The organism is Pantoea cypripedii (genome assembly GCF_002095535.1).
In the GTDB taxonomy this organism is placed as follows: Bacteria; Pseudomonadota; Gammaproteobacteria; order Enterobacterales; family Enterobacteriaceae; genus Pantoea; species Pantoea cypripedii.
The window spans coordinates 2,058,409-2,083,475 of the sequence record NZ_MLJI01000001.1 but is presented as its reverse complement, the minus strand read 5'-3'; the positions used below and the strand labels follow the sequence as shown (position 1 = coordinate 2,083,475).

Genomic DNA, 25,067 nt, shown 5'->3' with positions numbered 1-25,067 from the left:
CGATAAATCGCGCCTCTACCAATCCGTACCGTTTTACTGCCCGTAATAGGCGTTAGCGCCATGTTTCCTGAGAAAATGCTTATCCAGCAAATCCTGCGGCATATCTTTTATCCCCGGCGTCAGCTGACGCGAGAAAATCCCCATATAAGCAATCTCTTCCAGCACCACCGCGTTGTGTACCGCGTTCTCCGCGTCTTTACCCCAGGCGAAGGGACCATGAGCATTGACCAGCACTGCCGGGATCGCCGTCGGGCTGATACCGCGCGAACGGAAAGTTTCGATAATCACCTCGCCGGTGTTGTGTTCGTACTGATTGACGATTTCCTGTTCGGTCATCAAACGAGTACAGGGAATGGTGCCATAGAAGTAGTCGGCGTGGGTGGTGCCCCAGGCGGGCAAGTCCTGCCCGGCCTGTGACCAGATGGTGGCATGGCGTGAATGGGTATGCACAATGCCGCCGATATCAGTAAAAGCACGATACAACGCCAGATGGGTGGCGGTATCCGACGACGGTTTCTTGCTACCTTCAACGATGCGTCCGCTTTCCAGTTCCAGCACCACGATGTCCTCCACCGTCATACCGTCATACTCCACGCCGGAAGGTTTGATCGCCACCAGGCCACTGGCGCGATCGATGGCGCTGACATTGCCCCAGGTAAAGGTGACGAGGTGATGGCGCGGCAACGCCAGATTGGCGTCCAGCACCTGTTGTTTCAACGTTGATAAGCTCATAATAATCCCCCTTCCTGCATTTTCTGTTCAATCCAGCGCCGCGCCTGCACGATCTCCGCCACGGGCTCCTCGGCTTTTTCCGTCCACATCTCAATCAGAAACGCACCGCGATAGTTCAGCTGTTTGAGCGTGCGGAACACGCTGACAAAATCGACGCAGCCCTGACCAAATGGCACATCACGGAATTGGCCGGGCGAATCGGCGGTTACCGGCTGGGTATCCTTCAGATGGATGGCGGCGATACGATCAATGCCCAGCGTCAGTTCGGCGGTGACGTCATTACCCCAGGCGCTGAGGTTGCCGACATCGGGATAGACCGAGAACCACGGCGAAGCCTGCTGCTGCTCCCACACCTTCCATTTGCTGATGGCGTTGATAAATTCGGTATCCATAATTTCCACCGCCAGCATCACCTGGGCCGCCGCCGCGCGTTCCACCGCGCGCGATAACCCGGCGGCAAAGCGCTCCACCGTCCCGGCATCGTGCGGTTCGTAGTAGACGTCATACCCCGCCAGCTGGATAGTGCGAATGCCGACATCCTTTGCCAACTGGATCGCCCGATCCATCAGGTCATCGGCACGCTGACGCGTCGCCGCATCGTGACTGCCGAACGGAAAGCGGCGATGCCCGGACAGGCACATCGACGGAATGGTGACGCCGGTTTCAATCATCGCGTTAACCAGCGACAGACGCTGCTCTTTGCTCCAGTCCAGCCGTGCCAGCCGTTCATCGGTCTCATCGACCGACATTTCGACAAAGTCGAAGCCGCAGGCTTTCGCCAACGCGAGGCGTTCCGGCCAGGTCAGATGGGCGGGCAGCGCTTTCTCATAGATTCCCAGTGGATGCTGGCGTTTCATGGTGTTCCCCAGATGTTGGCAATGGCCTGATGAAATTGGCTGGCGGTCTCGACACCGGTGACACTGTCACTCAGCGCGCGCCCGGCGATAAACGCTTTTACGTCGATATTGCGAAACTGCGGCAGTTCGGCCGGGGTGATCCCCCCGGTAATGGAAAGCGCAAACCCCATATCCGATAACGCCTGCATCGCATCGAGATCCTGCTGGCTCCACTGCTGACCACTGGCCTGCGCATCGCGGCCCCGGTGGTAAATAGCCTGCGTCAGCCCGAGACTGCGCCACTGCCGCGCATCATCCAGCGTCCAGTGACCAAACAGCTCGATCTGGATATCGCCCTGATACTCGCGCGCCACCTCCAGTGCGGTGGCGAAGGTCGCCAGCGGCGCGGCACAAATTACCGTCATCCAGTTAGCACCGGCATCGAATGCCATGCGGGCCAGCGTGGCCCCGGCATCCGCCACTTTGAAATCGGCCACCAGGGTTTTGCCTGGATGCTGCTGACGCAGACGGCGTACCGCCTCAATGCCCGCGCTGAAACATAAAATGGTGCCGGCTTCGATGATATCGACCTGCTGATGCAGCTGCTGCGCGGTGCTGAGTGCGGCATCGAGGTCGGTGTGATCCAGCGCCAGCTGGAGCAAAGGAAGGCTCATGGGGTCTCTCCTTGTACAGCCGCCAGAGCCTGCACCAGCTGCTGATAACGTTGATATTTCTGTAGATAACGGGCGTGTCGGGTACTGTCCGGTTGCCAGGTGACAATTTCCGGGTTAAGCGCCTGCTGCGCCTGTTGCAGCGAGGCATACGCACCGGTGCCGGTCAGGGCCACCAGCGCCGCACCGAGACAACCGCTCTCGGCGATCTGCGGCACTTCGACCGGCATCCCGCTGGCGTCGGCGAACATTTGCATCCAGGGGGCGGAACGGGTCGGGCCGCCGCTCAGGCGCAGGGCGGTGGCACGCGGGAAACGCTGGCGGATACGGTTGAGATGAGTCAGGTGCGAGAACACCACCCCTTCATAGATCGCCTGCACCAGATGTGCCCGGCTATGGCCCGCCTGGATGCCAAAGAAACTGCCGTGCAGATCGGCCCCGGCGTTGCAGCCATACAGGAACGGCAGGAACAGCAACGAACTGCTGGCTGCGGGCAATTCCGCCACCCAGTTATTCAGCTGCTGGTAATCCTCAATGCCCCATTGCTGACAAAACCATTCCAGGTTCGCCGCCGAAGTCGGGCTGGCGTCATGGATGATGAACTGGTCATCAATGGCGTAGCGGCCATAGACAAACGGGTAATGCACTTCATCGATGATGCGGTCGGTAATGCCACTGGTGACTGACCAGGTGCCCATCACCGCGTTCAGCCGGGTTTCATCATGCAACCCGGCACAGACCGCGGTGGAGACCACATCAAACAAGCCACCTACCACCGGCGTGCCCGCACGCAGGCCGGTCAGCGCTGCCGCCCCGGCGGTGACATGACCGGCAATCTGCGTCGGACCAATAATCGGCGGCAGCGCCGGGATGATTTCATCGATGGCTAACGTCTGTGCCAGCGCCGCTGACCAGCCACCGCTCTGCATGTCATACAGATTGGATTCAGAGATGTTGGTCTCTTCACACGCCAGCTCCCCGGTCAGACAGAAACGCAGGTAATCATGCGCCATCAACACGCTGCCGATGGCGGCATAACGCTGGGGTTCATGTTGTTTAATCCAGCGCAGCAGCGACACCGGGTGGCCGGTCCACAGCGTCTGACGCGTCTGCGGATAAAGCTGTTGCGGCATACCGTCACGTTGCCACTGCTGCACCAACGCCAGCGCACGTCGGTCGGATGACAGGATGCCATTGCCGAGTGGCTGATGTTGCTTATCCAGCAGGAACAGCCCTTTGCCCTGCGCGGAGATGCCGATACCCGCCACCTGCGCCGCATCCTGCCCGCTTTGCGTCAGTACCTCGCGGATCACCGCCGCCGCCTGCTGCCACAGCTGGGTCATATCGCGTTCGGCTCTGCCCGGTTCCGGCACCAGCACCGGCAAATTTTGCCGCGCCACCGCCAGTTCGCGGCCCTGCGCGTCGTACAACCCGGCCTTGATAAAGGTGCCGCCGCAATCCAGTCCTAACCAGCTGTTCATGCCGCCTCCCGCTTCACGGAGTCGCAGCGTGCCGGTAACGTCAATGCCAGCACGGAAGCAATCGCCAGCGAGATCGCCAGGCTATAAACCCCGGCATCCTTGCTGTACTCAGCAATCAACACGCCCACCATATACGGGCCACAGAAACCGCCGAGATTGCCCAGCGCATTGATCAGGCCACGCGCGCCGCCCGCCACTTCCGCATTAAACAGACGCGGCGGAATGCTCCAGAACACCCCGGCAGCCGACTGGATAAACACCCCGCAACCCACCAGCGCGGCATAGGACCACCAGACATGAGCCTGCAACAGCACTGACAGCGCCATACACAGGGCAAAGCCCGCCAGCGGCAGTGCCACGAAGATCTTGCGGCGACCGCTGGCATCGGACAGCGATGAGAACAGAAACATGCCAAAAATCGCCCCGACATACGGCAGAATCGCCAGCATCCCCACTTTCTCAGCATTGCCGTTGGTCAGCCCTTTGAGGATGGTCGGCAGCCACAGGGTGTAGCCGTAGATCCCGGTCTGATAGAAAAAATTCACCAGAATCAGTCGCCACATCACTGGCTCGCGCATCACCCGGCTCAGCGAGGCTTTGCGGGTATTCTGGCCTTTGATCATCAACTGTTCGTCATGCAGGGTCTTGATCAGGTACTGCTTCTCCGCCGGAGAGATCCATTTGGCTTCCTGCGGGCGGTTGCTGATGGTGAACAGCCACAGTGCCATGACGAATACCGACAGCACCCCTTCAACAAAGAACAGCATGCGCCAGTCCCAGTTGGTGATGATCCAGCCAGACAGCGGCGCGGTAATGATCCCGGCGATCGGCACAAACATAATGACGATGGCATTGGCACGGCCTCGCTCTTTATCCGGGAACCAGTTGCCGATCATCGTCAACACCACCGGCAGCATGCCGCCTTCCGCCACGCCAAGGGCAAAGCGCAGCGCCAGCAGCTGATACTGACTGGTCGCCAGCCCGGTAAGAATCGAGATCACCGCCCAGGCCAGCAGCGACCAGCCAATAAAACGTTTGCCGTTGCCGTACACCGCCAGCTTGCCGCCCGGCACTTGCAGGAACAGATAACCAATAAAGAAGATGCCGCCTGCCAGCCCTGCCATTGAGGCGCTGATGCCCAGCTCGGCATCCATCCCGCCCGGCATGGCAAAAGCAATATTGACGCGATCCATATACGAGATGATGCAGGTGATCAGAATCGGCGGAATGATACGCAGCCAGCGCAGCGACGGTACGCCTTCACGGGTCAGTGCGGTAGACGTCAGGCTCATGCTGTTCCCTCCAGTGCGGTAGTCGGGATCTTCACCACCACCTTGCGGATCGCCGCAGGCTGGTGCGGCGCGCAGTTAGGGCGGTGAATATCCTGCGGGAAGAACACCGCAAAGGTGCCGGGCACCATGCGGATCAGGGTTTCATCCGGCGCATGCTGATAAAAAATGATGTCGCGGTTTGCATCATAGGGTTGATGGATGCTCAGACTGGCAGGCTGATTCGCCACGCCAATCACCTCGTCACCCGACACCAGATATTGCACATCAATATGGTGGCGATGGGCTTCCGGGTAGTTTTCCTGCGCCGGGGCGGTTTGCAGATCCAGCACCTGCACCTGCCAGCCGGTGGCGCTGTCTACGTAGCGTCCGGCGGCGATGTTTGCCAGATCGTGACTGGCGAGATACGCAATCGCCTGGGCGATTGCCGGTGGATAATGACGGGCGTCAGTGTTCGCGATATGTCCGGTAATCATCGGTAGCTCCTCCGTTACAGCGCCTGGATGCGTGTCCAGACACGCTCATCCACTGGGATGCCGAGGCGCTGGTTTTCCGCCCGCAGCACCGGGAATCTTTCGCCCGGCAAACGCACCGCCTGCTGGCTGTCAGCAGGTTCCGCGCCGGTAATTGACGCGCGAATGCGTTGCAGTTTGTGGTCGCGGGTTTCGCCATCGATCAGGCGGTCAACATCGATGGCGATAAACACCTGCGAGATGCCAAATTCGTCGCCGTTGTCTTCGGTGACTTCGGTGACGGATGCGCCGTTGGAGAGCAACGTGGCGAGCATATCCAGCACCACGGACAGCGCCGAGCCTTTCCAGTAGCCCATCGGCAGGATGCGGCGGTTGTTTTCGATGGTGCCAGGATCGCGGGTGTAGTTGCCTTCATCGTCGAAACCGCCATCCACCGGCAGGGTTTTGCCCGCCAGACGGTTCACCTCCAACATGCCGTAGGAAAACATCGACATGGACATATCCACCATGGTGATCGGCTCGCCAGGCACTGCGACAATCAGCGGGTTGGTGCCGATAGCACAGTTTTTCGCGCCCCACGGCGGCATCACCGCAATCGAGTTAGTCCAGCAAATGCCGACAAACCCCTTCTCTGCCGCCTGCCAGCCGTAGCTGCCGCCACGCATCCAGTGATTCGCGTTGCGCAGCGCCACCAGCCCAATGCCGTGATCGCTGGCCAGCTCGATAGCGCGATCCATCATGTTGCGAGCGGTGATATTGCCGATGCCGCGTTGTGCATCCCACTGCTCGATAGCCCCCAGCGACAGCACTTTTTTTGCCGTGGCGTCAGCCACGATATGCCCGGCATCCAGCTGCTGAATAAAACGCGGGAACCGATTTACGCCATGAGAATAGACGCCGTTGAGACTGGTTTCGGCAAACATCGCCGCACAGTCGGTGGCCTTATCCTGTGGCACCTTGCGGCTTAACAGGACACGCAGGAATTCCTCATACAACTGCTGATAACTGATTCTCATACGGCACTCACTCCCCAGCGCTATGCTTTAAATTTCATATGTTGGAATGTCATTTCAAATAAATCGTATGGGGAAAGCCGTGGAGAGTCAAAGAAATGGGTGGGAATTTTTTACTTAAAAATCAATGAAATAAAAATTTAATCTGCTTTTGTGATCGCCCGCAAACTGGCCGATCTTCAGGCGTGGGGAAGCCGGATCAAGGGGGAACATGACCCGACGCATACAGACTGGCACATATTGGTAGCGGCGCGATTTATCGCGCAGGTTTTCGGACATCGCGCACGATATTGCGCGATAAATCGCGCCGCTACGGAACGTGCCGCATTACATCCGGATATGCACCCGATACAACGACGTGGTGGCGGTGATATACAGTTCGTTACCTTCCGGGCCACCGAGCGTGCAGTTCGATACCCGTTCCGGCAGCGGAATCTTGCCGATGGTCTCACCGTGCCGGTCGAAGATAATCACCCCGTCGGCGCAGCTACAGTAAATATCGCCATTACTATCGACACAGAAGCCATCGGGGAAACCCGGAGCCACGTCAGCAAAGAACCTCCCCGCCACCAGTTCCCGGCCATCCACCTGGTACACCCGCAGCTGACGGCGGCCCAGTGTCGGGAAATCCACGATGGACATATCGGCCACATACATCAGGCTTTCATCCGGGGAAAACGCCAGACCATTCGGGCGTTGCAAATCGCTGGCGGCAATACTGAGCTGTCCACTGGCCGGATCGAAGCAGTAGAGATAGCAGCCAATCACCTGGCTATGGGCGTGAAACCCCTCTTCATCGTTGATGATGCCGTAAGGCGGATCGGTGAACCAGATGGTGCCATCCGAGCGCACCACCACATCATTAGGTGAGTTGAAGCGCTTCCCTTCAACCCGATCCACCAGCATGGTAACGCTGCCGTCATGTTCAGTACGGCTGATGCCGCGACGACCATGTTCACAGCTCACCACCCGGCCCGCCTGATCGCGGGCGTTGCCGTTGGCATAGCTGGAGCTGGCACGCCACAGGCTGAGTTCGCCGTTGCGCTGCCAGCGGAACATGCGGTTGCCCTTCACATCACTAAACACCACCGCATCCTGCTGTGGCAGCCACACCGGGCCTTCGGCCCAGATGGCAGGAGAACAGAGTTTTTCGACCTGCATGATGTTGGCCTCCGTTACTGCACGCCCCAGATGGCTTTGTAATGACCCTGGTAGTTATTGGCCGGGTCATAGTTGTTCTGCGGCCCGCCGTCATTGGCGATATTTTCTTTGGTGATCAGATGTGCTGGCGTGACATAACCCGATGACGGCTGTCCGGCAAAGGCACGGTTAAATTCGTCCAGCAATTGCCAGCCATGCAGCTTGAGCGGTTCTGCTACCGTGGCAATCTGGCTGTCGTCATTGCGGATGCGCTGGAAGGCAGAAATGGAACCGTCTCCTGCCGAGATATTAAACGGCGCATTTTTGCCGCCTTTGCCAGCGGTTTTCAGTGCCGGTGCCATAAAGTCGAAATAGAGATCATTGATCGACAATGCATACTGGAAATGATCGCCGTACTTCTGCAACAGGCTGAAGGTCATGGACGGCATACGGTTGGCGGTATCGGCCAGCGGCGTATCGATAAACTCAACCACCTTACAACCGCTGCACTTTTCAATTTCCTGCTTCATGGTGTTGGCCTTATCCAGCGCGATTTGATAGAGCGAATCGGTAAAGATCAGCACCTGCGCCTTGCCTCCCGAACGCACCACGGCATACTGCGCCGCCAGGCGCGCAACCTCGTTGGAATCCGAGGTGATATTGTCCGTCACGCCGTATTTCTCAATCGGTCCCGGTTGCGGTTCGGCATGCCACGCCATCAGCACGATTTTTTGTTCCCTGGCTTTTTTCAGCGGGATTTTCGCCACGTTCGGGTTCCAGCCACCAATCACAATGCCGTCCGGACGCTGGGCAATCGCCTGATTCAGCGCCGCGAGCTGATCTTTGACCGAGCCGCCGCCATCGAGGGTTTCCAGCTTCCAGCCCGCCACCTTAGCCGCCTCGCTTAATCCCTGCTGCACTCCCTGCACCCCGCCGTTTTTCATGTCGGACGCGATAAAAATGATTTTCTTGTTGGCCTGCAGTTTTGGTCCGGTGGTCGGCCCATCCCAGGTGCTGGAGCTGGCGGTGGCTTTTGCCACTGCCGCGGTCGCCTGGTCGAGGTAACTGTCTGCGTGCGCGGTCGCTGATGCCACCAGCATGGCGGCAAATGTCAGACCCAATACCTTATTTTTCATAATGAATTCCCTGGTGTGATGGTTTTTTGTTTATGGTCAGGTGCAGAGGCAGGCGCGCTTTGGCTGCGCACCACCGCTTTTTGGTTCAACATGCGGCGACGCTGGGCGTAACCGGCAAGGGTGATCGACAGCAGCAGCGTAGCCCCGTTGAACAACGGTTCGACCCAGAAGTCACCGCCAAACTGCTGAATACCGGCAATACCGATGGCGAGAATCGCAATACCCACCACGGTGCCCCAGACGTTCACCCGTCCCGGACGGATGGTGGTACTGCCGAGGAACGCCCCCACCAGCGCAGGCAACAGATAATCCATCCCGACGCTGGCCTGGCCGACACCCTGTTCGGCAGCAATCAGTACGCCACTGAAACCGGTGAGGACGCTGGAGGCGATAAAGGTGCCGATGATGTATTTGTTCACCGCGATACCGTTCAGGCGCGCCGCCGTGGGATTGCCGCCGACCGCATACATGCAACGACCCAGCGGGGTATGTTCGGTGATCAGCCACAGCACGATTGCCACAGCCAGCACATAGAACGCGCCAATCGGGATACCGAACAGCTCGGTATGGTGCAGCGCGCTGAAAGCATCGGGCAGATCGCCAACAATCTGGCGTCCACCGGAGTGCCACAACGCCACCGCGTACAGTACGGTGCCGGAACCGAGGGTAGCGACAAAGCTATCGATATCCGCTAACGCCACCAGAATGCCGTTAAGCAGGCCATACAACGCCGAGATCGCCAGCACCGTCAGCACCGCCATCTGCCACGAGAAGCCATATTCCACCTGTAAGGTGATGGCGAGGATGTGCCACAGCACAATGCCGAAACCGACGTTAAGGTCGATCTTGCCGACGATCATCGGCAGCGTGGCAGCCAGTGCCAGTAAGGCAATTTTGGCTTTACTGGCAAGAATCGCCTGTAAGGTCAGCATGGTGGCGAACGACGGTGACAGCACGGAAAATAGCAGGGTCAGCAGCACGCACAGCAACAGCAGGCCATAGCGCGTCATAATCTGCATCGACCAGGGGGCAAAGCCATGCTGAGCCAGGTTTACCCGCTGCTCCAGCGCGGTGGATTTTACGGATGTTTTCGACATAATTTTTCTCCTGCCTTCCTTTTCAGACGGTGGTTAATGGGGCAGCGCTGCTGGCAGAGGCCAGCTCCAGCAAACCGGCAAAGGTCACCTGTTCATTTTTTAATTCGCCCACCACCTGGCCACGGTTAAACACCAGTGCGCGGTTGCAGATATGGGCGATCTCTTCGAGGTCATTGGAAATCACCAGCACCGCGATGCCATCAGCCAGCGCCTTATTTAGCAGGTGATAGATCTCTTCCCGCGCACCGACATCCACACCAGCGGTCGGATCTTCCAGAATCAATAACGGGGCGTTGAGGTGCATCCAGCGCGCCATCACCACTTTCTGCTGATTGCCGCCGGACAAGGCGCTGATATCCAGGTTGACGTCTTTAGGCCGCACATCGAACAGCTGCACCTTCCACCAGCTGGCCCCGATTTCGGCGCGACGTCCGTAGCGTGACAGCAGCCGATGGCCACTGGCGCAGGGATTAAGAAACAGGTTTTCACGCACACTCATCGACATCACCAGGCTTTCGCCGGTACGGTCGCCTGCCACCAGCGATACGCCAGCCGCCATTGCCTGCTGCGGGGTTTGTGGCTGATAGGGTTGATCGCGAAAGTGGATGCTGCCTGCGGTGGCCTGACGCAAACCAAACAGCAGGCGGCCAATCTCCTCCTGCCCGGCTCCGCGTAAACCTGCCAGCGCCAGCATTTCGCCGGGTTGCAGGCTGAAGCTGACCGGCCCCACTTCATCAATACACAGTTGGTCCAGCACCAGCACCGGTTTTTGCGCCTCAGGTAACGGCTGCCGCTGGTTGCCCTCCAGCGCTTCACCGACAATCATCTCCACCAGATCATGCAGTTGATAGTCAGCGGTGTTGCCTTCCGCCACATGTTTGCCATCGCGCATCACGCAGATACGGTCGGAAATTTCGATCACTTCATCGAGGCGGTGAGTCACGTAGATCATGCCGACCTTGCGGCTTTTCAGCCGGTTAATCACGTCAAACAGATGGCGCACATCATTGGCAGGTAACGAGGCGGTCGGTTCATCGAGCACCAGCACTTCCGCATTGACCGCCACGGCACGCGCAATCGCCAGCAGTGACTTTTCGGTACGCGACAGTTCGAACACGCGGGCATCCGGGTCCAGTACGATGCCCACTTCCTCCAGCGCGGCCCGTGAACGTTCACGTACGGCACGCCAGTCAATCAGCCCCAGACGACGGGTAAACCCCATCACCAGCGCCATATTTTCCGCCACCGTCATCCATTCGATCAGACCGAGATCCTGATGAATAAACGCAATCGGCTGGTGCGTCGCCGTTTTCAGGCTGGCGGCAGAGCCGATACTGGTATCGTGAAAACGGATATCTCCCTCATCACGGTTGTAGACACCGGCCAGCACTTTAATCAGGGTGGATTTTCCGGCGCCGTTTTCTCCCAGCAGGGCAACGACTTCGCCGGGATAAACCGCCAGGCTGACATCATTCACGGCGGGATTGCCGCCAAAGCGTTTGGTGATATGGCTCAGAGTAAGAACCGGTGTTCCCGGGCTATGCTGCATTACAGCCTCCTGCAAACTCCTGGTGAGCATCAAAAGCGGCGACAACCTGAAAACACCGCTAAATTTCAACATGCGAAATACGATTCCAAAAAATACTATTCCTGACGCGCACGAAAAGCAAAGAAGTGAGCGGGATATAATCCATTAATAAACAGGTAGTTATATTTTCTGTTGCGGAATTGTGATGCATCACTCACTTCCTGCGGGGTGGATTTTCGCGAAAAGTCACACTAAAACTGGCGAAGGATTCCCAGGCTGAAGTGTCTGAGTTAACATCTGGCGACTGCTCTTTTACCGGAGCAGGAAAACTGAGAGGAAGCGTGGATGGTGGTTAAAGTGGATAAAGCAAAGGAAGAAAAGAGTGACAAGCCGTTGGGGACGCAGAGCCTGTTTCGTGGATTGCAACTGATTGAACTGTTAAGCAATTACCCCAACGGATGCCCGCTGGCCCATCTTTCCGAGCTGTCCGGCATGAACAAGAGTACCGTGCACCGCCTGTTGCAGGGGTTACACAGCAGTGGTTATGTCACCCAGGCCCCTTCGCCCGGCAGCTATCGCTTAACCACCAAATTTATTTCAGTCGGGCAGAAGGCGCTCTCCTCACTCAACATCATCCATGTTGCGGCCCCGCATCTGGAAAAACTGAACTTAGAAGTGGGAGAAACGGTCAATTTCTCCAGCCGCGAAGATGACCATGTGATCCTGATTTATAAGCTGGAACCCACCACCGGGATGATGCGCACCCGCGCCTATATCGGCCAGCATATGCCGCTGTACTGCTCGGCGATGGGCAAGATTTTTATGGCCTGGGGCAGCGAAGATTATCTGCCCGAATACTGGCAAAGCCATCAGGACAGCATCCAGCAACTGACGAAAAACACCATCACCACGCTGCCGGAAATGATGGAAGAGCTGAAAAACATCCGCCAGCAACAAACGGCGATGGATCGTGAAGAGAATGAACTGGGCGTGTCATGCATTGCCGCCCCGGTGTTCGATATCCAGCAACGCGTGCCTTACGCGGTATCGATATCGTTACCCACCGCCAAGATGCAACAGATCGGGGTGAAAAAGCTGATGGGGCCAGTGGTCGCCACCGCCCGCGCCATTTCTGAAGAACTGGGATACAACACCTGACGGAAATTTGGTAGCGGTGCGATTTCTCGCGCCGCTACGCAGCGTTAAACAAGGTGAGTTGCTTGTGAACCGCTCTGAGCATCAATATGACGGATGCGGGATTTCAGGGCAATATCAGGTGCCTTCTCGCGGGAAGCACGAACCAGTCCCATGATTTTCTCTGCCACCGTTCTTTCAATATTTAATACATTGACCGTGAACTCACCCAACCCATAGCGTTCTGCGCTCGTAGCATGTCCCATGTGGAAAAGTGCCTCAGCAATCAGCGTCTTTATCGGCATGGGTGAAAAAGGTTCTGGTGTGGTGAAGGCATTAATTTCCAGCAATAACTGAGGAGAAGCCTGCGCAAAATCGCCCGCTATAATGCGTGGATAGTTATGCCACGTCTTACGAAAAGAACCATGTTTTGATTCTGCCGGATGATTGGGGATATAACTTAACCCCTCGGTAATGGTGATCTCAGCATCCCGGATTAATTGTTTCACCTGGCTGCCTGACATCCCCGTCACATGCACCGCAAGATCGATATCTTCAGAAAAGCGGTGAATAAGCCTATGCGCCTTTGACAGCGACGTCCCGCCCTTAAAGATCAATCTGTCCCGGAAGGCTGAAAGGCTAAGGTTACGTAGCACCCAGGTCACCCAGTAATCCTTTTCGACATACACCGCCGGTATCGCGAAGTGATCGGCGGTGATATGCACCAGTTCCAGCCAAACGTCCCTGTCTTCATGTAAATTCATTCAATATTCCATTTCTTCGTGGCTAACGGCCATTCATCAATGCCGATTTTATAGCGGGTCGTGACATTCATCGACTCATAGAGACGTAAACTATCGGCAACGCCCGTGATATCCAGTGCCAGACCAAGCAGGGCTTTAGTCGATGGTGCGTAGTAGTCAAGCGCCAGCTCAATCAGCTTTTTTAGCGCCACCCGGTCACGGGCTTGCAATATCACCATCAATTTTCGTAGCGATTCTGAGGGGGTCGCATCCGGGATGAAGCGGATATCGGCTAACGCATCAAGAAATTCAAGTGCAGGCAGGTTTTTCGCGCTGACAGGCGCACGCGCGGGTACCATCCTGACCACCATATTACCGAAATTTTTAACCTGTCTGGCTTTCTCAGTCGCAATGGTTACCGTGCCAGGAACCTGAGTGGTCAGGCCGAGTCGATTATAGAGACTTAAACCTGTGACATACCCTGCCAGTTTGCCATTTTTGTACAACAGGTTTTTGATCTTTTCGCTATCAGATGGCCGGAGTTCACCGAAGATACCCTGTTTAGGACGATAGAAATTGCCTTTGGAAAATCGACGGACCTCTCCTGCTTTAACCAGCTTACCCATCGTCTTTATCGTGCTGTCTGGTGACAGGCGATAAGTCGGAATATCCCGGTAAGTGAATAACTTGCCGGGTTCAAAATGGGCGATCTCGTTTTGCACAATCGACGTAATACTCATAAATCCTCCTGTGCAAAAGTTTACCGACCATTTGTTCTCATCTCAAGTTTTTAGCGCTAAAAACATGGAAGATATCGTTTCAATAAAATGGCTGGAGTATCTGACTCAGCCATTTCCTGCGTGATAAATCACGCCGCTAGTGATCGTTAGTAAAACGTCCGACGAGGGTGGCGGCACCCAGGGCATGGCCTTTTAATTTCGTCACCAGCGCATCATGGGTTAACCCCGCCGGTAACTGGTCAGGCGGTAAATCGGTAGCAACCAGCACAAAGTTGTAGTGATGCACGCCGCTTCCCACCGGCGGACACGGGCCGTAATAGCGGGTGGTGCCGGGAGAGTTCTTGCCCCCGGTATAACCGGTACCTTTTGCCAGTTCCCCCTGGGCAAAGGACGTGCGATCGGCGGCGATGTTATAGGCCACCAGATGCGTGACGCCCAGCCCCTTTCCTCCCACCGGATCGGTGATCATCAGGGCGAAACTGCGTGTCCCGGTGGGCGCATTGGACCAGCTCAGGGCCGGGGAAACATTGTCACCGGTACAGGAAGGATTGCCTTGCGCGTTACCGGCAAACGCCTTTTCCAGCATCGCGTTGTCGGTAAAATCGGATGATTGCAGGGTAAAAATCGGGGCGGCCAGCACTGAGGCCGGAAATAGCGCCAGCAGCAGCGCGCGCTTCAACATAACCATCATTCACTCCTGTTGATGAAGAAACCAACCAAAGAAACAAGTATATACCCTGATTTTCCTCCTTCGACTTCGCTAAACTGAGAAGTGTACCGATTAAGCAATCAGGGAAAGCGGATGTCAGATGCAGCGCTCAGTCATTTCTTACCCGCGACACAGCAATGGTTTCGTGTTGCGTTTCGGGCCCCGACACCGGTCCAGGCCGAAGCATGGCAGGCCATTGCCAGCGGGAAAAACTGTCTGGTGATCGCCCCTACCGGCTCCGGTAAGACGCTGGCGGCTTTTCTGCATGCGATTGATGCCTTGTTCCGTGAACGCAGCCAGGCAGCATCCGTCGAACGCAGCCACAAAACCCGCATCCTGTATATCTCCCCGGTTAAAGCGCTGGCCGCTGATGTCCAGCGCAATCTGCAAATGCCGTTGGCGGGCGTTGAAGCACAGCGCCGTCAGCAAGGCGAGCCGGAGATCGCGCTGGCGGTGGGGATGCGCTCCGGTGACACGCGCAGTGCTGAGCGGGCGCAGCTGCAACGACGTCCACCCGATATCCTGATTACCACGCCGGAATCGCTGTTTTTGCTGCTGACCTCCAAAGCACGCGAAACGCTACAGGGCATCTCAACGGTGATCGTCGATGAAGTCCATGCGGTGGCGGGCAGCAAGCGCGGCTCTCATCTGGCGCTCAGTCTGGAGCGACTCGATGCACTGCTGGCCCAGCCAGCCCAACGCATCGGTCTGTCAGCAACGGTACGCCCACCCGAGGTGGTGGCACGTTTCCTTGGCGGTGCGGGTGAAACGCTGGTGGTCAACCCCGACGCAAAGCGTCCCCTGCAACTGACCATCACCGTCCCGGTTGCCGATATGACCGATATTCAGCAGCGTCCCGATGCGCGCGCTGCTCAGGATGCGACCCTGGCTGCCGGATCGATCTGGCCGCATATCGAAGCCGGTATCCTCGACGAAGTGCTGCGCCATCGGGCCACGCTGGTGTTTACTAATTCACGCGGTCTGGCGGAGAAACTCACCGCACGCCTCAACGAACTCTACGCGCGGCGGCGGGGAGAACAACCAACAGAACCGGAAGAATCCTTCGGCTACGGCTCCTTCACCGGTGGCACCGAAAAACGGGTGCAAACGCCCGATACCTTTATCGCCCGCTCGCATCATGGCTCAGTGTCGAAAGAACAACGGCTGGAGATTGAAACCGCCCTCAAGGCGGGAAAACTGCGCTGCGTGGTGGCAACATCGAGCCTGGAACTGGGCATTGATATGGGTGATATCGACCTGGTGATGCAGGTCGGGGCACCGTTGTCGGTCGCCAGTGCGCTGCAACGCGTGGGTCGTGCCGGGCACCAGGTTGGCGGCACCCCTAAGGGTATTTTCTGGCCGCGCACGCGCCGGGACCTGGTGGATACCGCGGTGACGGTGGATGCCATGCTGGCCGGAAAGCTGGATGCCATCGCTCCGCCACACAACCCGTTGGATGTGCTGGCACAACATACGGTGGCGGCCGCCGCGATGGATACTTTGCAGGTTGATGGCTGGTTTGAGCAGGTCCGGCGTGCCGACCCTTTCCGCACTCTGCCACGTAGCGCCTTTGATGCGGTGCTGGATATGCTGGCCGGACGCTATCCCTCCGACGAATTCGCCAATTTACGCCCGCGCATCATCTGGGACCGCCACAACCACACCCTCAGTGGCCGTCCGGGCGCGCAGCATCTGGCGGTGACCAGCGGCGGGACCATCCCGGATCGCGGTATGTTCAGCGTCATGCTGCCTGAAGGGGAAGAACAGGCGGGCGCGCGACGCGTGGGCGAGCTGGATGAGGAGATGGTGTACGAATCGCGGGTCAATGACATCATCACCCTCGGTGCCACTTCCTGGCGCATTCAGCAAATTACGCATGATCAGGTAGTGGTAGTACCAGCCCCCGGACGTTCGGCGCGTCTGCCCTTCTGGCATGGCGAGGGGGTTGGCCGCTCTGCGGCACTCGGTGAAGCGATTGGGCGCTATCTGCGCGCCATTGATCAGGGTGCTTCCCCAGGCGACACCCTGGATGAATATGCACGCCATAATATTCAGACGCTGATTGCCGAACAACACCAGGCCACCGGCACCTTGCCAACCGATCGCAGCTTACTGATTGAACGCTGCCGCGATGAAACCGGCGACTGGCGCGTGATTTTGCATTCGCCTTACGGCCAGCGCGTGCATGCTCCCTGGGCACTGGCGGTGGCAGAACGCATCAGCCGGATCATGGGTCTCGATCCTGCCGTGGTCGCCAGCGATGATGGCATTGTGGCGCGTTTTCCGGACAGTGAAGGCCGAGTCCCCGGCGCTGAAATGTTCCTGTTTGCGCCTGATGAGCTACAACGGGTGGTGACCCAATCCGTCGGCCAGTCGGCGCTGTTTGCTGCCCGGTTTCGCGAATGTGCGGCGCGTGCGCTGCTGTTACCACGCCGCAATCCCGGTAAACGTTCGCCCCTCTGGCAGCAACGTTTACGTGCCGGGCAGTTACTGGAAGTTGCCCGCCAGTTTGATGATTTTCCCATCCTGATTGAAACCGCTCGCGAATGTTTACAGGATGTCTACGACTTACCCGCCTTGCATCATCTGATGTTGCGTCTGCAACAGGGAGAGATTCAGCTGGTGGAGGTCAGTACCGATTCGCCCTCACCGTTTGCCGCCCCGCTGATGTTTGGTTACGTAGCTGAGTTTATGTATGCCAGCGATGCTCCCCAGGCAGAGAAACGCGCCTCCATGCTGGCGCTGGACAGCAAACTATTAAGTGACCTGCTGGGCCAGGTCGATATGCGCGAACTGCTGGCTCCCGAGGTGGTCGCCCGCGTGGAGCAGGAATTACAACGCACGCTGCCTGATTATCACGCCAGCAGTCGCGAAGCACTGGTGGATTTGTTGCGTGAAATCGGCCCCCTTTCGACTACGGAACTGGCGCTACGCTACAGCGGCGAAGAAGCACTGCATGCCGGTTTAACGGCGCTACAGCAGGCGCAACGGATTTTCCCGGTCAACATGGCCGGTGACACGCGCTGGGCGGTGACTGAGGATGCCGCGCGGCTGCGCGATGCATTGGGAAGCAGCGTGCCCGATACCCTACCCGCCGTGCTGCTCCAGCCGGTAGCGCGTCCGTTATACGACCTGATTAGCCGCTTCGCCCGGACCCATGCGCTGTTTACGGCGTCACAAATGGCCCGGCATTTCGGGCTGGGGCGCGTCGTCGCCGACGATGCGCTGGAGGTGCTGCGCCAGCAGGACAAGGTGCTGAAAGGCGACTTTGCCGCAGCCGACACCGACGAACCGCAATGGGTGGCGGAATCCGTATTCCGTCGCCTGCGCATCCGTTCGTTGCAGGCGGCGCGCGAAGCCACTAAACCGGTGAATCAGGCGGTTTATGTCACCCTGTTGCTGGAGCGTCAGGGCGTATTGAGCGATGCTGCGGCCCGTCAGGCCCAGGGCGCATTGAGTGGCAGCAACGGCGTGCTGCGGGTGATCGAACAACTGGCGGGGGTCGCATTGCCCGCTGCGCTGTGGGAATCACAAATTTTTCCTGTCCGGGTGCGTGATTACCAGCCCGCGATGCTGGATGAACTGCTCTCCAGCGGTGAGGTAATCTGGAGCGGACAACGCGCTCAGGGGGCCAGTGAGGGGTTGGTGTCATTGCATTTAAATGACTACGCCGCTGAAACGCTTCCTGCACCAGACGAGGGAAAAACCGTGGCACTGACACCGCTACAACAATCGATCCTGACGCTGTTGCAGGACGGCAGCGGCTGGTTTGTGCGTCAGTTACTGCCGCATCTGGCAGATGAAACCGCTGATTCCTCATTGGTTTACGAAGCGATGTGGGATCTGGCCTGGCGCGGTTATCTCACCACCGACACCTGGTCAGCACTGCGCACCCTGAGCAGCCAGAGCAGCACACCGCGTTCCCGTCCCAGCCGCCCCCGGCGCGGACGCATCAGCTATAGCACGCCCGCTGCCCGTATCAGCACCGGCCCTGGCCTCAACAGCATGGCGGGCCGCTGGTCGCTGGTTATGCGTCCGCCCCTTGCCGATACCGAGCGCGCGCTGGCGCTGACAGAAAATATGCTGGACCGCTTTGGCGTCATCAGCCGTGGTGCAGCCATCGCAGAACAGGTGCCCGGCGGGTTCCCGGCGTTACAACCGCTGCTGCGTGGCCTGGAAGATGCCGGACGACTGTTACGCGGGCGGTTTGTTGCCGGGATGGGTGCCGCGCAGTTTGCTGACCATACGGCGATTGACCGCCTGCGCCAGCTCGCCAGCAGTCAGCACAGCGGCGCCAGTCCGGTCGCCCTTGCGGTACTTGATCCCGCCAATCCCTTTGGTGTGCAACTTCCCTGGCCGCAAAGCCTGACAGGCAATCGCCCCACACGCCGCAATGGCGCACTGGTGGTGATGGTGCGTGGCGAGGTCCTGCTTTATCTGCCGCAGGGTGGCAAAGAATTGATGACATTCACCGCCAAAACTACCGGTGATGAAATGCATGCGGCAGTGCTGGCGCTGGGCACGGCACTCAAGCGCGAGAAGCATCTTAACTTTACCCTGGAACGTATCGACGACCTTCCCGCCGGGCAATCACCGCTGCTGCCAGCACTGAAAGAAGCCGGGTTTTCCCGCGTACCGCGCGGCTATAGCTGGTACGGCTAGACCTTATCAGGTTTCAGTTCAGAAATTTTTCATCATTTCATCACATGAGCCTCCTTGTAAAACCAGGGGGGTCTGTCCAGGTTTTACTCCTTTCACTTCCCTTGCCAGCCATTCACCATGAAGGAGTTTCTGATGACGGGTGCTGCCAATATATCATCCGCTTGCGCCAGTCATACTGCGCCCCAGCCTGGTCGTAACGCGGTATTTTCCCTGAGCGGGATCTGCCAGTCTCTGCGTAACAGCCTGGCCATGCTCTCCAGCAATCATCAATTGCCACGCACCCCAGCGGAAGGCATTCGACAGGCTCTGAGCAATGTCGGTAGCTACTTTCGTGCCCTCGCCGTTGCCAATCCCCGAGGCATAGAAGCGCCCCCGCTGGCCGCCGCCCAGCTACTGACGATGTGGCTTCTCAGCCTGCTGCAAAAACAGGCCATCGGCAAAGCCACCCGCCAGCTCCCCGGATTGTTGCGTGTTAGCGCAAACCATCCCGATGTGAATAATTTTATCTATCGTCTCAATACGCTGGTGCTTGCTGTCTCAACCGCAGATGACGCCACCAGGGCGTTACAGTGGATTGACGCCTATGTGGCGAGTCGCAGGGAATGGCTGTGCAGTCTGAAGCAAGAAGAACGGGATATTTGCCATACCTTTGTGCAGCAGCTCAGGCGTTGCCTGGAAAAGATGACCTTCTGGCAACCGCGCTCTACCCTGTTGCTGCCCCTGCTAAACAGGCTGGCACCCTGGATCAGCGTTTATCTCGATATCAACTTGCCCGCCCTGACTTTTTCCACAGCAACACCGCACCCCACGCAACGGTTAAATGCCAGTGCGATCATCGATACCGCTGGGCCAGATACAGCATTACGGTTTAAATCGGTTATCAATCTGCCTGGTGACGTTGCCCAGCCAGCGTTGCGGCTTCGTCAGGGGCAGTCGATTTGCCTGCGCGTCCCGAAATGTCCGTCAGGCATTGTGCAACCGGCGGATAACCAGACCGCCGCTTTCGCTATCGCCGGTATTGGCATTGAAAACAATCTGGCAACACGGGTGTGCGTGAGTAATGAACACCTGGCAGAGATTGAGATCAACCGCGCATTAAATCGCGCTACGGCCGGTTATCCCACCGCGTTTTACCGCCATCCGTGGCAGATCGCCGGGCTAAGCGAACCGGTAAACAATGGGGTTTGTTGTGCTCAGGTACCGCCAGCGGCCCCTGCTCCGCTGGCTGCGCCTTATGCTCTGCGGGAAAAAGTATCGATGCCAGCGTCGGGCTGGCATCTCCTGCCACTGGTCGGGGCGCAGGAATTCGAAGACGCCAGCGACCTCGATCCCTTCGGGCCGATGGCCCCTTATGATGACTGGCCATTCTATGAATATGATGAGGAGACAACCCCCGCTGAGATACCGCCAACGCCAACGCCGATGTCGCGGGCGCAAGTGATTGATTACGAGATTAACTTATTCGAGCGCGACAAAAAGATTTTAATCCCCTTTACCTTTCCAACCCGCCCCCGAACAACCGCAACGACGGCCAGAACCTCAGCATTGCCCCCGGCGGTCACGCAGGACAGTATGACGCGGCTATTTGGCCCATCAGAACAGCGAAAACCTCAGGGATCGTGCCGGATAACACAGCCACCGCTGGTTGCCCGCGATCTCAGTGACATGTTAATACAGGCACAACAATGGCTTGGACAGCTACCCGCAACGCGGCTGGATGACAAAATTCATGCCTGTTTCACCGAACTGGCAGGAACGACCCAGCCGCAATGGACGCCTCTGGAGGAAGTGGTATTTCTCTGCAAAAAACTGGTGATAACTCTCCATCAACGCTGTGCGTTCGACGACCAACCACTGCTTAAACTCGTTACACGGTTGTTCGAGGGTTCACGCTTTGCGCAGAATAAGGAAGTGCTGCATGCCTGGATAAACCATCCAGAAGGAAAACAGCAGGTGACTGATATTTTGATTGAGCGGATTGATCGCCTGATTCCTGATCCAGGTAAACTCCTTTCGGCGACTTTTAGCAATCTTATGACGGTGATTCGCCCTGAAAGCACGTCATTTGCCGCACTGAATAATATTCTTATCGATCTGCAAAATAGTTTTAAAAATAATCTACTGGCCTCAGTGATAAATACTGACTACCCCTTGCCTGCTTTTCTGGAAAGTGAAACCGTAATAGCAAAACTGCAATTTCTCTATGTTGAATTTGTCAAAAACCACTTTCCCTGCTTTCGCTTAATCAATAAAGAGGATATCAGTGCGGAAATTGTGCTCTCTCCGAGTGGCGTGCTGTTAAGCGTGGGGGCAGGAATCATTGCCAATGAGGATAAATTAAATAATCTTTCGATTGATAAGTTAAAACAATTTGGTATGCAAACCTTACTGCGGTTCTCGGAAGACTATTTACTCAACCGATTTTCACGTTTCGATAGTTTGCTACAAAAAGGCACCCACCGCTTGTGCGATTATCTCAATCTTCTCGAAGCTGAAGGCGGATTACTGGTTCACGCTTTGTATCTCAACAACAAAATTTATCATCAGATACAATCCGGCGGAGAACAGGTCAGCACGGTTAAAGCCGATTATCAGAAATTAGTGGATATTGAAGGCCAGCTTTGTGCTTTGGCACTCAACCAGATACCTGCGGTGGACCAGGACTTTTTCCTGGCGGCGTCGAAAGAGCCTCAGGGGCTGGAAATCCATTTTATTACCTCGGAGAATGCGTCAGACCGGGTTAAAATACGCCATTTTATTGGTTTTGTTATCACCGCAGATTTCGAACGCATCAGACGCTGCTATTTTATCTCAGAGATTCCGGCACTCAATAATTTCGCAGCACCACTCGCCTATGACGATTCAGGACATTATAACAATAAAGACCACTATGCCCGCTGGATCAATAATCAGGGTAAAAATGCATTTGTGGCACGCCTGTCTGCACAAGGTGTGCATCAATTGTCACAAACGACGTTTTTTGTTGGCGACAAAAAAAACGTACCGGGTGCCAACTACAAGCAGAACTGGCATTTTTACATGCAGAATTTAAGCCAGAATATTGCCAGGCTACGCTTCCCTGAATTAATCACAGTACCAACCAGCGCCCCTGGCGTTGCGGATGCGGTACTCAATTTTTCAGGAAATTTAATCATGCAATTCATCCCGATTGAATCCTGCAAGCAGGCACTGGACGATATTCTTGACCAACCAGATACTGCAAAAAAAAGCCTTGCTCACTCTGGAGGATGCCGCAACTTGTCTGTACGATGCGTCTCCGGAAGGGGAAAGCAGCAAACTGGTTAAGTTTGCTGCCTATGTGGCGCGTTCCGTGGTGGGGAAAATTACAGAAAACATCCGAGCAGAAATAAAAAACAATGCCGGGCAGGCGAGTCTGCATCCGCCAGGCGTCGTACAACTTGAGGAGCAAATGTACCTGCAGGATAGTCAGGTTAAAAACTATCTGGCGAATTCGACGTTATTCCATAGCAGCCTGAGCTGGATGCTAAGTCATGATTCCCTCAATCTTCGCCCGCTCCCCTCGCGGGTAAAAATCCTTGATGTCCAATGGAATACCATAACCGACCAGATTTATTGTCAACTCAATACCGCTCAGGGTGTGAAAAATTACCGGGTCGATCAGAAAAACTTTTTACTTCTGCCCACCAGACATGCCACTGTCTTTGATACATCCACTAATCAGGAACTCAACCTCGACGTTAATAATTTCCTTTCTCACATTGAGAGCAATACGCTAAATGCATTAAAAACCGAACGGCTGGAACAGGACATGCGGGTTTTAGATAAATATGGCGTAATTTATTTTAAAAAAGAATTTGCCGAAATTGATTTTAATACCGCCAATATTACCGAAACCTTTTTTAATAATCTGATTACTCCACCCGGCTGGAGACCCGTACGCCTCTGGGTGAAAAAAGATGATGGTGACACCATCATCACTGAGTGGAAAGACGATAAAAACAGGATTCAATTTCACCAGCTTTCTGAATTTAACGATTTCTTCCGCACCTGGCGGGGTGATCCCATCGACAGGAATAGTATGCCAGTCCGGGCAACGCGCGATATTTCCACGAAAGCGCCATTTTACACGGATATGCTAAGCCCGCTCACCTATGGTTATATGGCATTGAATCCCCATGAGGATCACCAGCGCAAAACGGCGATGCAGGCGTTAATTAAACAAGGTAACAAACTTCCGGACCCACCCCACTTTGCCGAAATCACCTGCCGCAAGATGATGAAGGAGTTAGCAAAGAATTTGCCGATTGATTTTATCCGCGGAAAATTCCCTGCCGCCAGTGAGTTTATCGACAAATTTGCCAAATGGGAAACGGCTGCAACTATTGACAGCGGATTTAAGAAATTTTCCCGTGCCATAGAGATATATCATGCCATGTATCCAGAGGAAGAAACCTTTTACCCGAAAGCAGACAAAATTATTAAAGAACTCAAAAATCTGGACAGAAAAATAAAAACGTATCAATATCAGAACCGGGCATTCAAAGACAGCCTGGAGATGTATTACAAAGACTATCCTGAGCGCGAAATCAAGGTCAACCTGAGGATTAATAAAATCCTCGATGGAATACTCCCCCCTGACATCCCGGATGAAAAAAAGTATTCCTTAAAAACCAAAAACAAACATGACTTTGAAAAAAAATACCCGGCATTTTTTCAACGCCTGAGTGCCAACATAAATGAACTCCATTCTCAGGCAAGGATGGTTAGCAATCTATTTAATAACAACCTTCACCCGAAATTAATGGGGGATATCCTCACTGAATTTACCGGAAAAATCTTTACTGCAGAGGAGGTCAGATCGTTCACCTCAGACTTCAGAAGATTACAAAATAACATACTGGCCGTTACCCCAGACAGATTCCGGATTTTTGAGGAAAGATTTGCCAAAAATGGTCAACTGGTTGCCGGATGTTTTAAAGATGATGCGGAAAAATTATTTTTCAGCCCCGGTGATATCGCCTTCACCACCTTTGATGACCAGCACAAGCATATTTATACGCAAAAAATACCGAATGATGACATTTTTAAACAGGTAGCCATACACGAAACCGGACATATCAACAATGGCCTGGATTATGCGTATACCCCTCCTGAGGTCTATATCGAAAGTTATAATTTAATGAAGAAATTCAGCTTTCGCGGCATCGAAGAGTATGGCAAAGAACTGTTGTCCGACAGAGGACATATGGTTGAATACCTGATGCGCGACACGGAGTTTCTGGAGCGTTTCTGTGACCAGCTATCGCGATACACCACCGACGCCATACACAGAATAAAAATTGGTGAGTTTCGATATAAATATTTAGGCTTACACGCAGCACGCTATCGTAACCGTTTCAGTGATGAGTCTGAGGAAAAACGCAAAGAACTCAAACAACTTATGGATATTGGTTATAACAACCATCAATTCCTGCTCTATTTTATCAAGCAAAATGCTGATTTTATGGTGAGTATCTGGCATCGGGTGGCCGAGCAGGCCTATGAATATCTGGCTCCGAATCAGGAAATTGATAAAGATGCGCTGATAAAATTTGATTTATTAAAATCGTTAGTGTTTAAGGCCGGTGCGGCAATCTTTGATGAGATTAACGCGGGGGCTTCACATTCACATAATCAGGATTAAATAGCTGTGCAGATTTGT

At 55.6% G+C, this 25,067-nt stretch carries 18 protein-coding genes; 4 read left to right on the top strand and 14 right to left on the bottom strand.

All coding sequences use genetic code 11. The annotated features are described in order from the left end of the window. Positions 1-33: 33 nt before the first annotated feature. The 11 genes from araD to HA50_RS09635 form a co-directional block, all read right to left on the bottom strand. Positions 34-732, bottom strand: coding sequence for an L-ribulose-5-phosphate 4-epimerase (araD, locus tag HA50_RS09685; protein ID WP_084874722.1), 699 nt, complete (start codon positions 730-732; stop codon positions 34-36). Continuing rightward, entirely contained in the window at positions 729-1,589 is an 861-nt protein-coding gene (locus HA50_RS09680; RefSeq protein ID WP_084874720.1) for an L-ribulose-5-phosphate 3-epimerase, read from the bottom strand. The genes araD and HA50_RS09680 overlap by 4 nt, the downstream gene beginning before the upstream one ends. Continuing rightward, positions 1,586-2,242 carry a 3-keto-L-gulonate-6-phosphate decarboxylase UlaD gene (ulaD, locus tag HA50_RS09675; RefSeq protein ID WP_084874718.1) on the bottom strand — a complete coding sequence of 219 codons (657 nt, stop codon included), beginning with the start codon at positions 2,240-2,242 and terminating at the stop codon, positions 1,586-1,588. Before ulaD ends, HA50_RS09680 begins: the two co-directional genes overlap by 4 nt. Next, positions 2,239-3,720 (bottom strand): FGGY-family carbohydrate kinase, encoded by a 1,482-nt coding sequence (locus HA50_RS09670; RefSeq protein WP_084874715.1) that lies wholly within the window; start codon positions 3,718-3,720, stop codon positions 2,239-2,241. Before HA50_RS09670 ends, ulaD begins: the two co-directional genes overlap by 4 nt. Further along, a complete protein-coding gene (locus HA50_RS09665) occupies positions 3,717-5,012 on the bottom strand; it encodes an MFS transporter (protein ID WP_084874712.1) in 1,296 nt (431 codons plus the stop codon). The genes HA50_RS09670 and HA50_RS09665 overlap by 4 nt, the downstream gene beginning before the upstream one ends. After that, complete coding sequence (locus tag HA50_RS09660) at positions 5,009-5,485, bottom strand: NanQ anomerase/TabA/YiaL family protein (RefSeq protein WP_084874709.1); 477 nt, start codon at positions 5,483-5,485, stop codon at positions 5,009-5,011. The genes HA50_RS09665 and HA50_RS09660 overlap by 4 nt, the downstream gene beginning before the upstream one ends. A gap of 14 nt (positions 5,486-5,499) precedes the next feature. Then, positions 5,500-6,498: a 3-dehydro-L-gulonate 2-dehydrogenase gene (gene yiaK, locus HA50_RS09655; RefSeq protein WP_084874707.1), complete on the bottom strand. Its 999-nt coding sequence runs from the start codon at positions 6,496-6,498 to the stop codon at positions 5,500-5,502. Positions 6,499-6,822: 324 nt separating this feature from the next. Beyond that, the gene (locus tag HA50_RS09650; RefSeq protein WP_084874706.1) at positions 6,823-7,656 is read right to left on the bottom strand and encodes an SMP-30/gluconolactonase/LRE family protein; all 834 of its coding nucleotides are present in this window, start codon (positions 7,654-7,656) and stop codon (positions 6,823-6,825) included. Positions 7,657-7,670: 14 nt separating this feature from the next. Then, complete coding sequence (locus tag HA50_RS09645; protein WP_084874705.1) at positions 7,671-8,771, bottom strand: ABC transporter substrate-binding protein; 1,101 nt, start codon at positions 8,769-8,771, stop codon at positions 7,671-7,673. After that, positions 8,768-9,868 (bottom strand): ABC transporter permease, encoded by a 1,101-nt coding sequence (locus tag HA50_RS09640; RefSeq protein WP_084874704.1) that lies wholly within the window; start codon positions 9,866-9,868, stop codon positions 8,768-8,770. The genes HA50_RS09645 and HA50_RS09640 overlap by 4 nt, the downstream gene beginning before the upstream one ends. A gap of 22 nt (positions 9,869-9,890) precedes the next feature. After that, entirely contained in the window at positions 9,891-11,417 is a 1,527-nt protein-coding gene (locus tag HA50_RS09635) for a sugar ABC transporter ATP-binding protein (protein WP_084874701.1), read from the bottom strand. Positions 11,418-11,741: 324 nt separating this feature from the next. Here HA50_RS09635 and HA50_RS09630 point away from each other — a divergent pair, with 324 nt between their 5' ends. Further along, the gene (locus HA50_RS09630) at positions 11,742-12,554 is read left to right on the top strand and encodes an IclR family transcriptional regulator (RefSeq protein ID WP_084874699.1); all 813 of its coding nucleotides are present in this window, start codon (positions 11,742-11,744) and stop codon (positions 12,552-12,554) included. 44 nt (positions 12,555-12,598) lie between these two features. Here the strand turns inward: HA50_RS09630 and HA50_RS09625 are convergent, their stop codons facing one another. From HA50_RS09625 to HA50_RS09615, 3 genes are all read right to left on the bottom strand, one after another. Continuing rightward, complete coding sequence (locus tag HA50_RS09625; RefSeq protein ID WP_084874696.1) at positions 12,599-13,294, bottom strand: nucleotidyl transferase AbiEii/AbiGii toxin family protein; 696 nt, start codon at positions 13,292-13,294, stop codon at positions 12,599-12,601. Continuing rightward, the gene (locus HA50_RS09620) at positions 13,291-14,013 is read right to left on the bottom strand and encodes a DUF6088 family protein (protein WP_084874693.1); all 723 of its coding nucleotides are present in this window, start codon (positions 14,011-14,013) and stop codon (positions 13,291-13,293) included. Before HA50_RS09620 ends, HA50_RS09625 begins: the two co-directional genes overlap by 4 nt. 136 nt (positions 14,014-14,149) lie before the next feature. Then, positions 14,150-14,701, bottom strand: a complete 552-nt coding sequence (locus tag HA50_RS09615; protein WP_084874691.1) for a YbhB/YbcL family Raf kinase inhibitor-like protein — start codon at positions 14,699-14,701, stop codon at positions 14,150-14,152. A 114-nt stretch (positions 14,702-14,815) separates the two neighbouring features. Here HA50_RS09615 and HA50_RS09610 point away from each other — a divergent pair, with 114 nt between their 5' ends. The 3 genes from HA50_RS09610 to HA50_RS09600 all read left to right on the top strand — a co-directional run bounded on the left by HA50_RS09610 (position 14,816) and on the right by HA50_RS09600 (position 25,049). Beyond that, positions 14,816-19,384 carry an ATP-dependent helicase gene (locus HA50_RS09610; protein WP_084874688.1) on the top strand — a complete coding sequence of 1,523 codons (4,569 nt, stop codon included), beginning with the start codon at positions 14,816-14,818 and terminating at the stop codon, positions 19,382-19,384. Between the two features lie 768 nt (positions 19,385-20,152). Further along, positions 20,153-22,690, top strand: coding sequence for a hypothetical protein (locus HA50_RS09605; RefSeq protein ID WP_139810915.1), 2,538 nt, complete (start codon positions 20,153-20,155; stop codon positions 22,688-22,690). Then, complete coding sequence (locus tag HA50_RS09600) at positions 22,587-25,049, top strand: hypothetical protein (RefSeq protein ID WP_139810914.1); 2,463 nt, start codon at positions 22,587-22,589, stop codon at positions 25,047-25,049. The genes HA50_RS09605 and HA50_RS09600 overlap by 104 nt, the downstream gene beginning before the upstream one ends. The last annotated feature ends 18 nt before the right edge of the window (positions 25,050-25,067 follow it).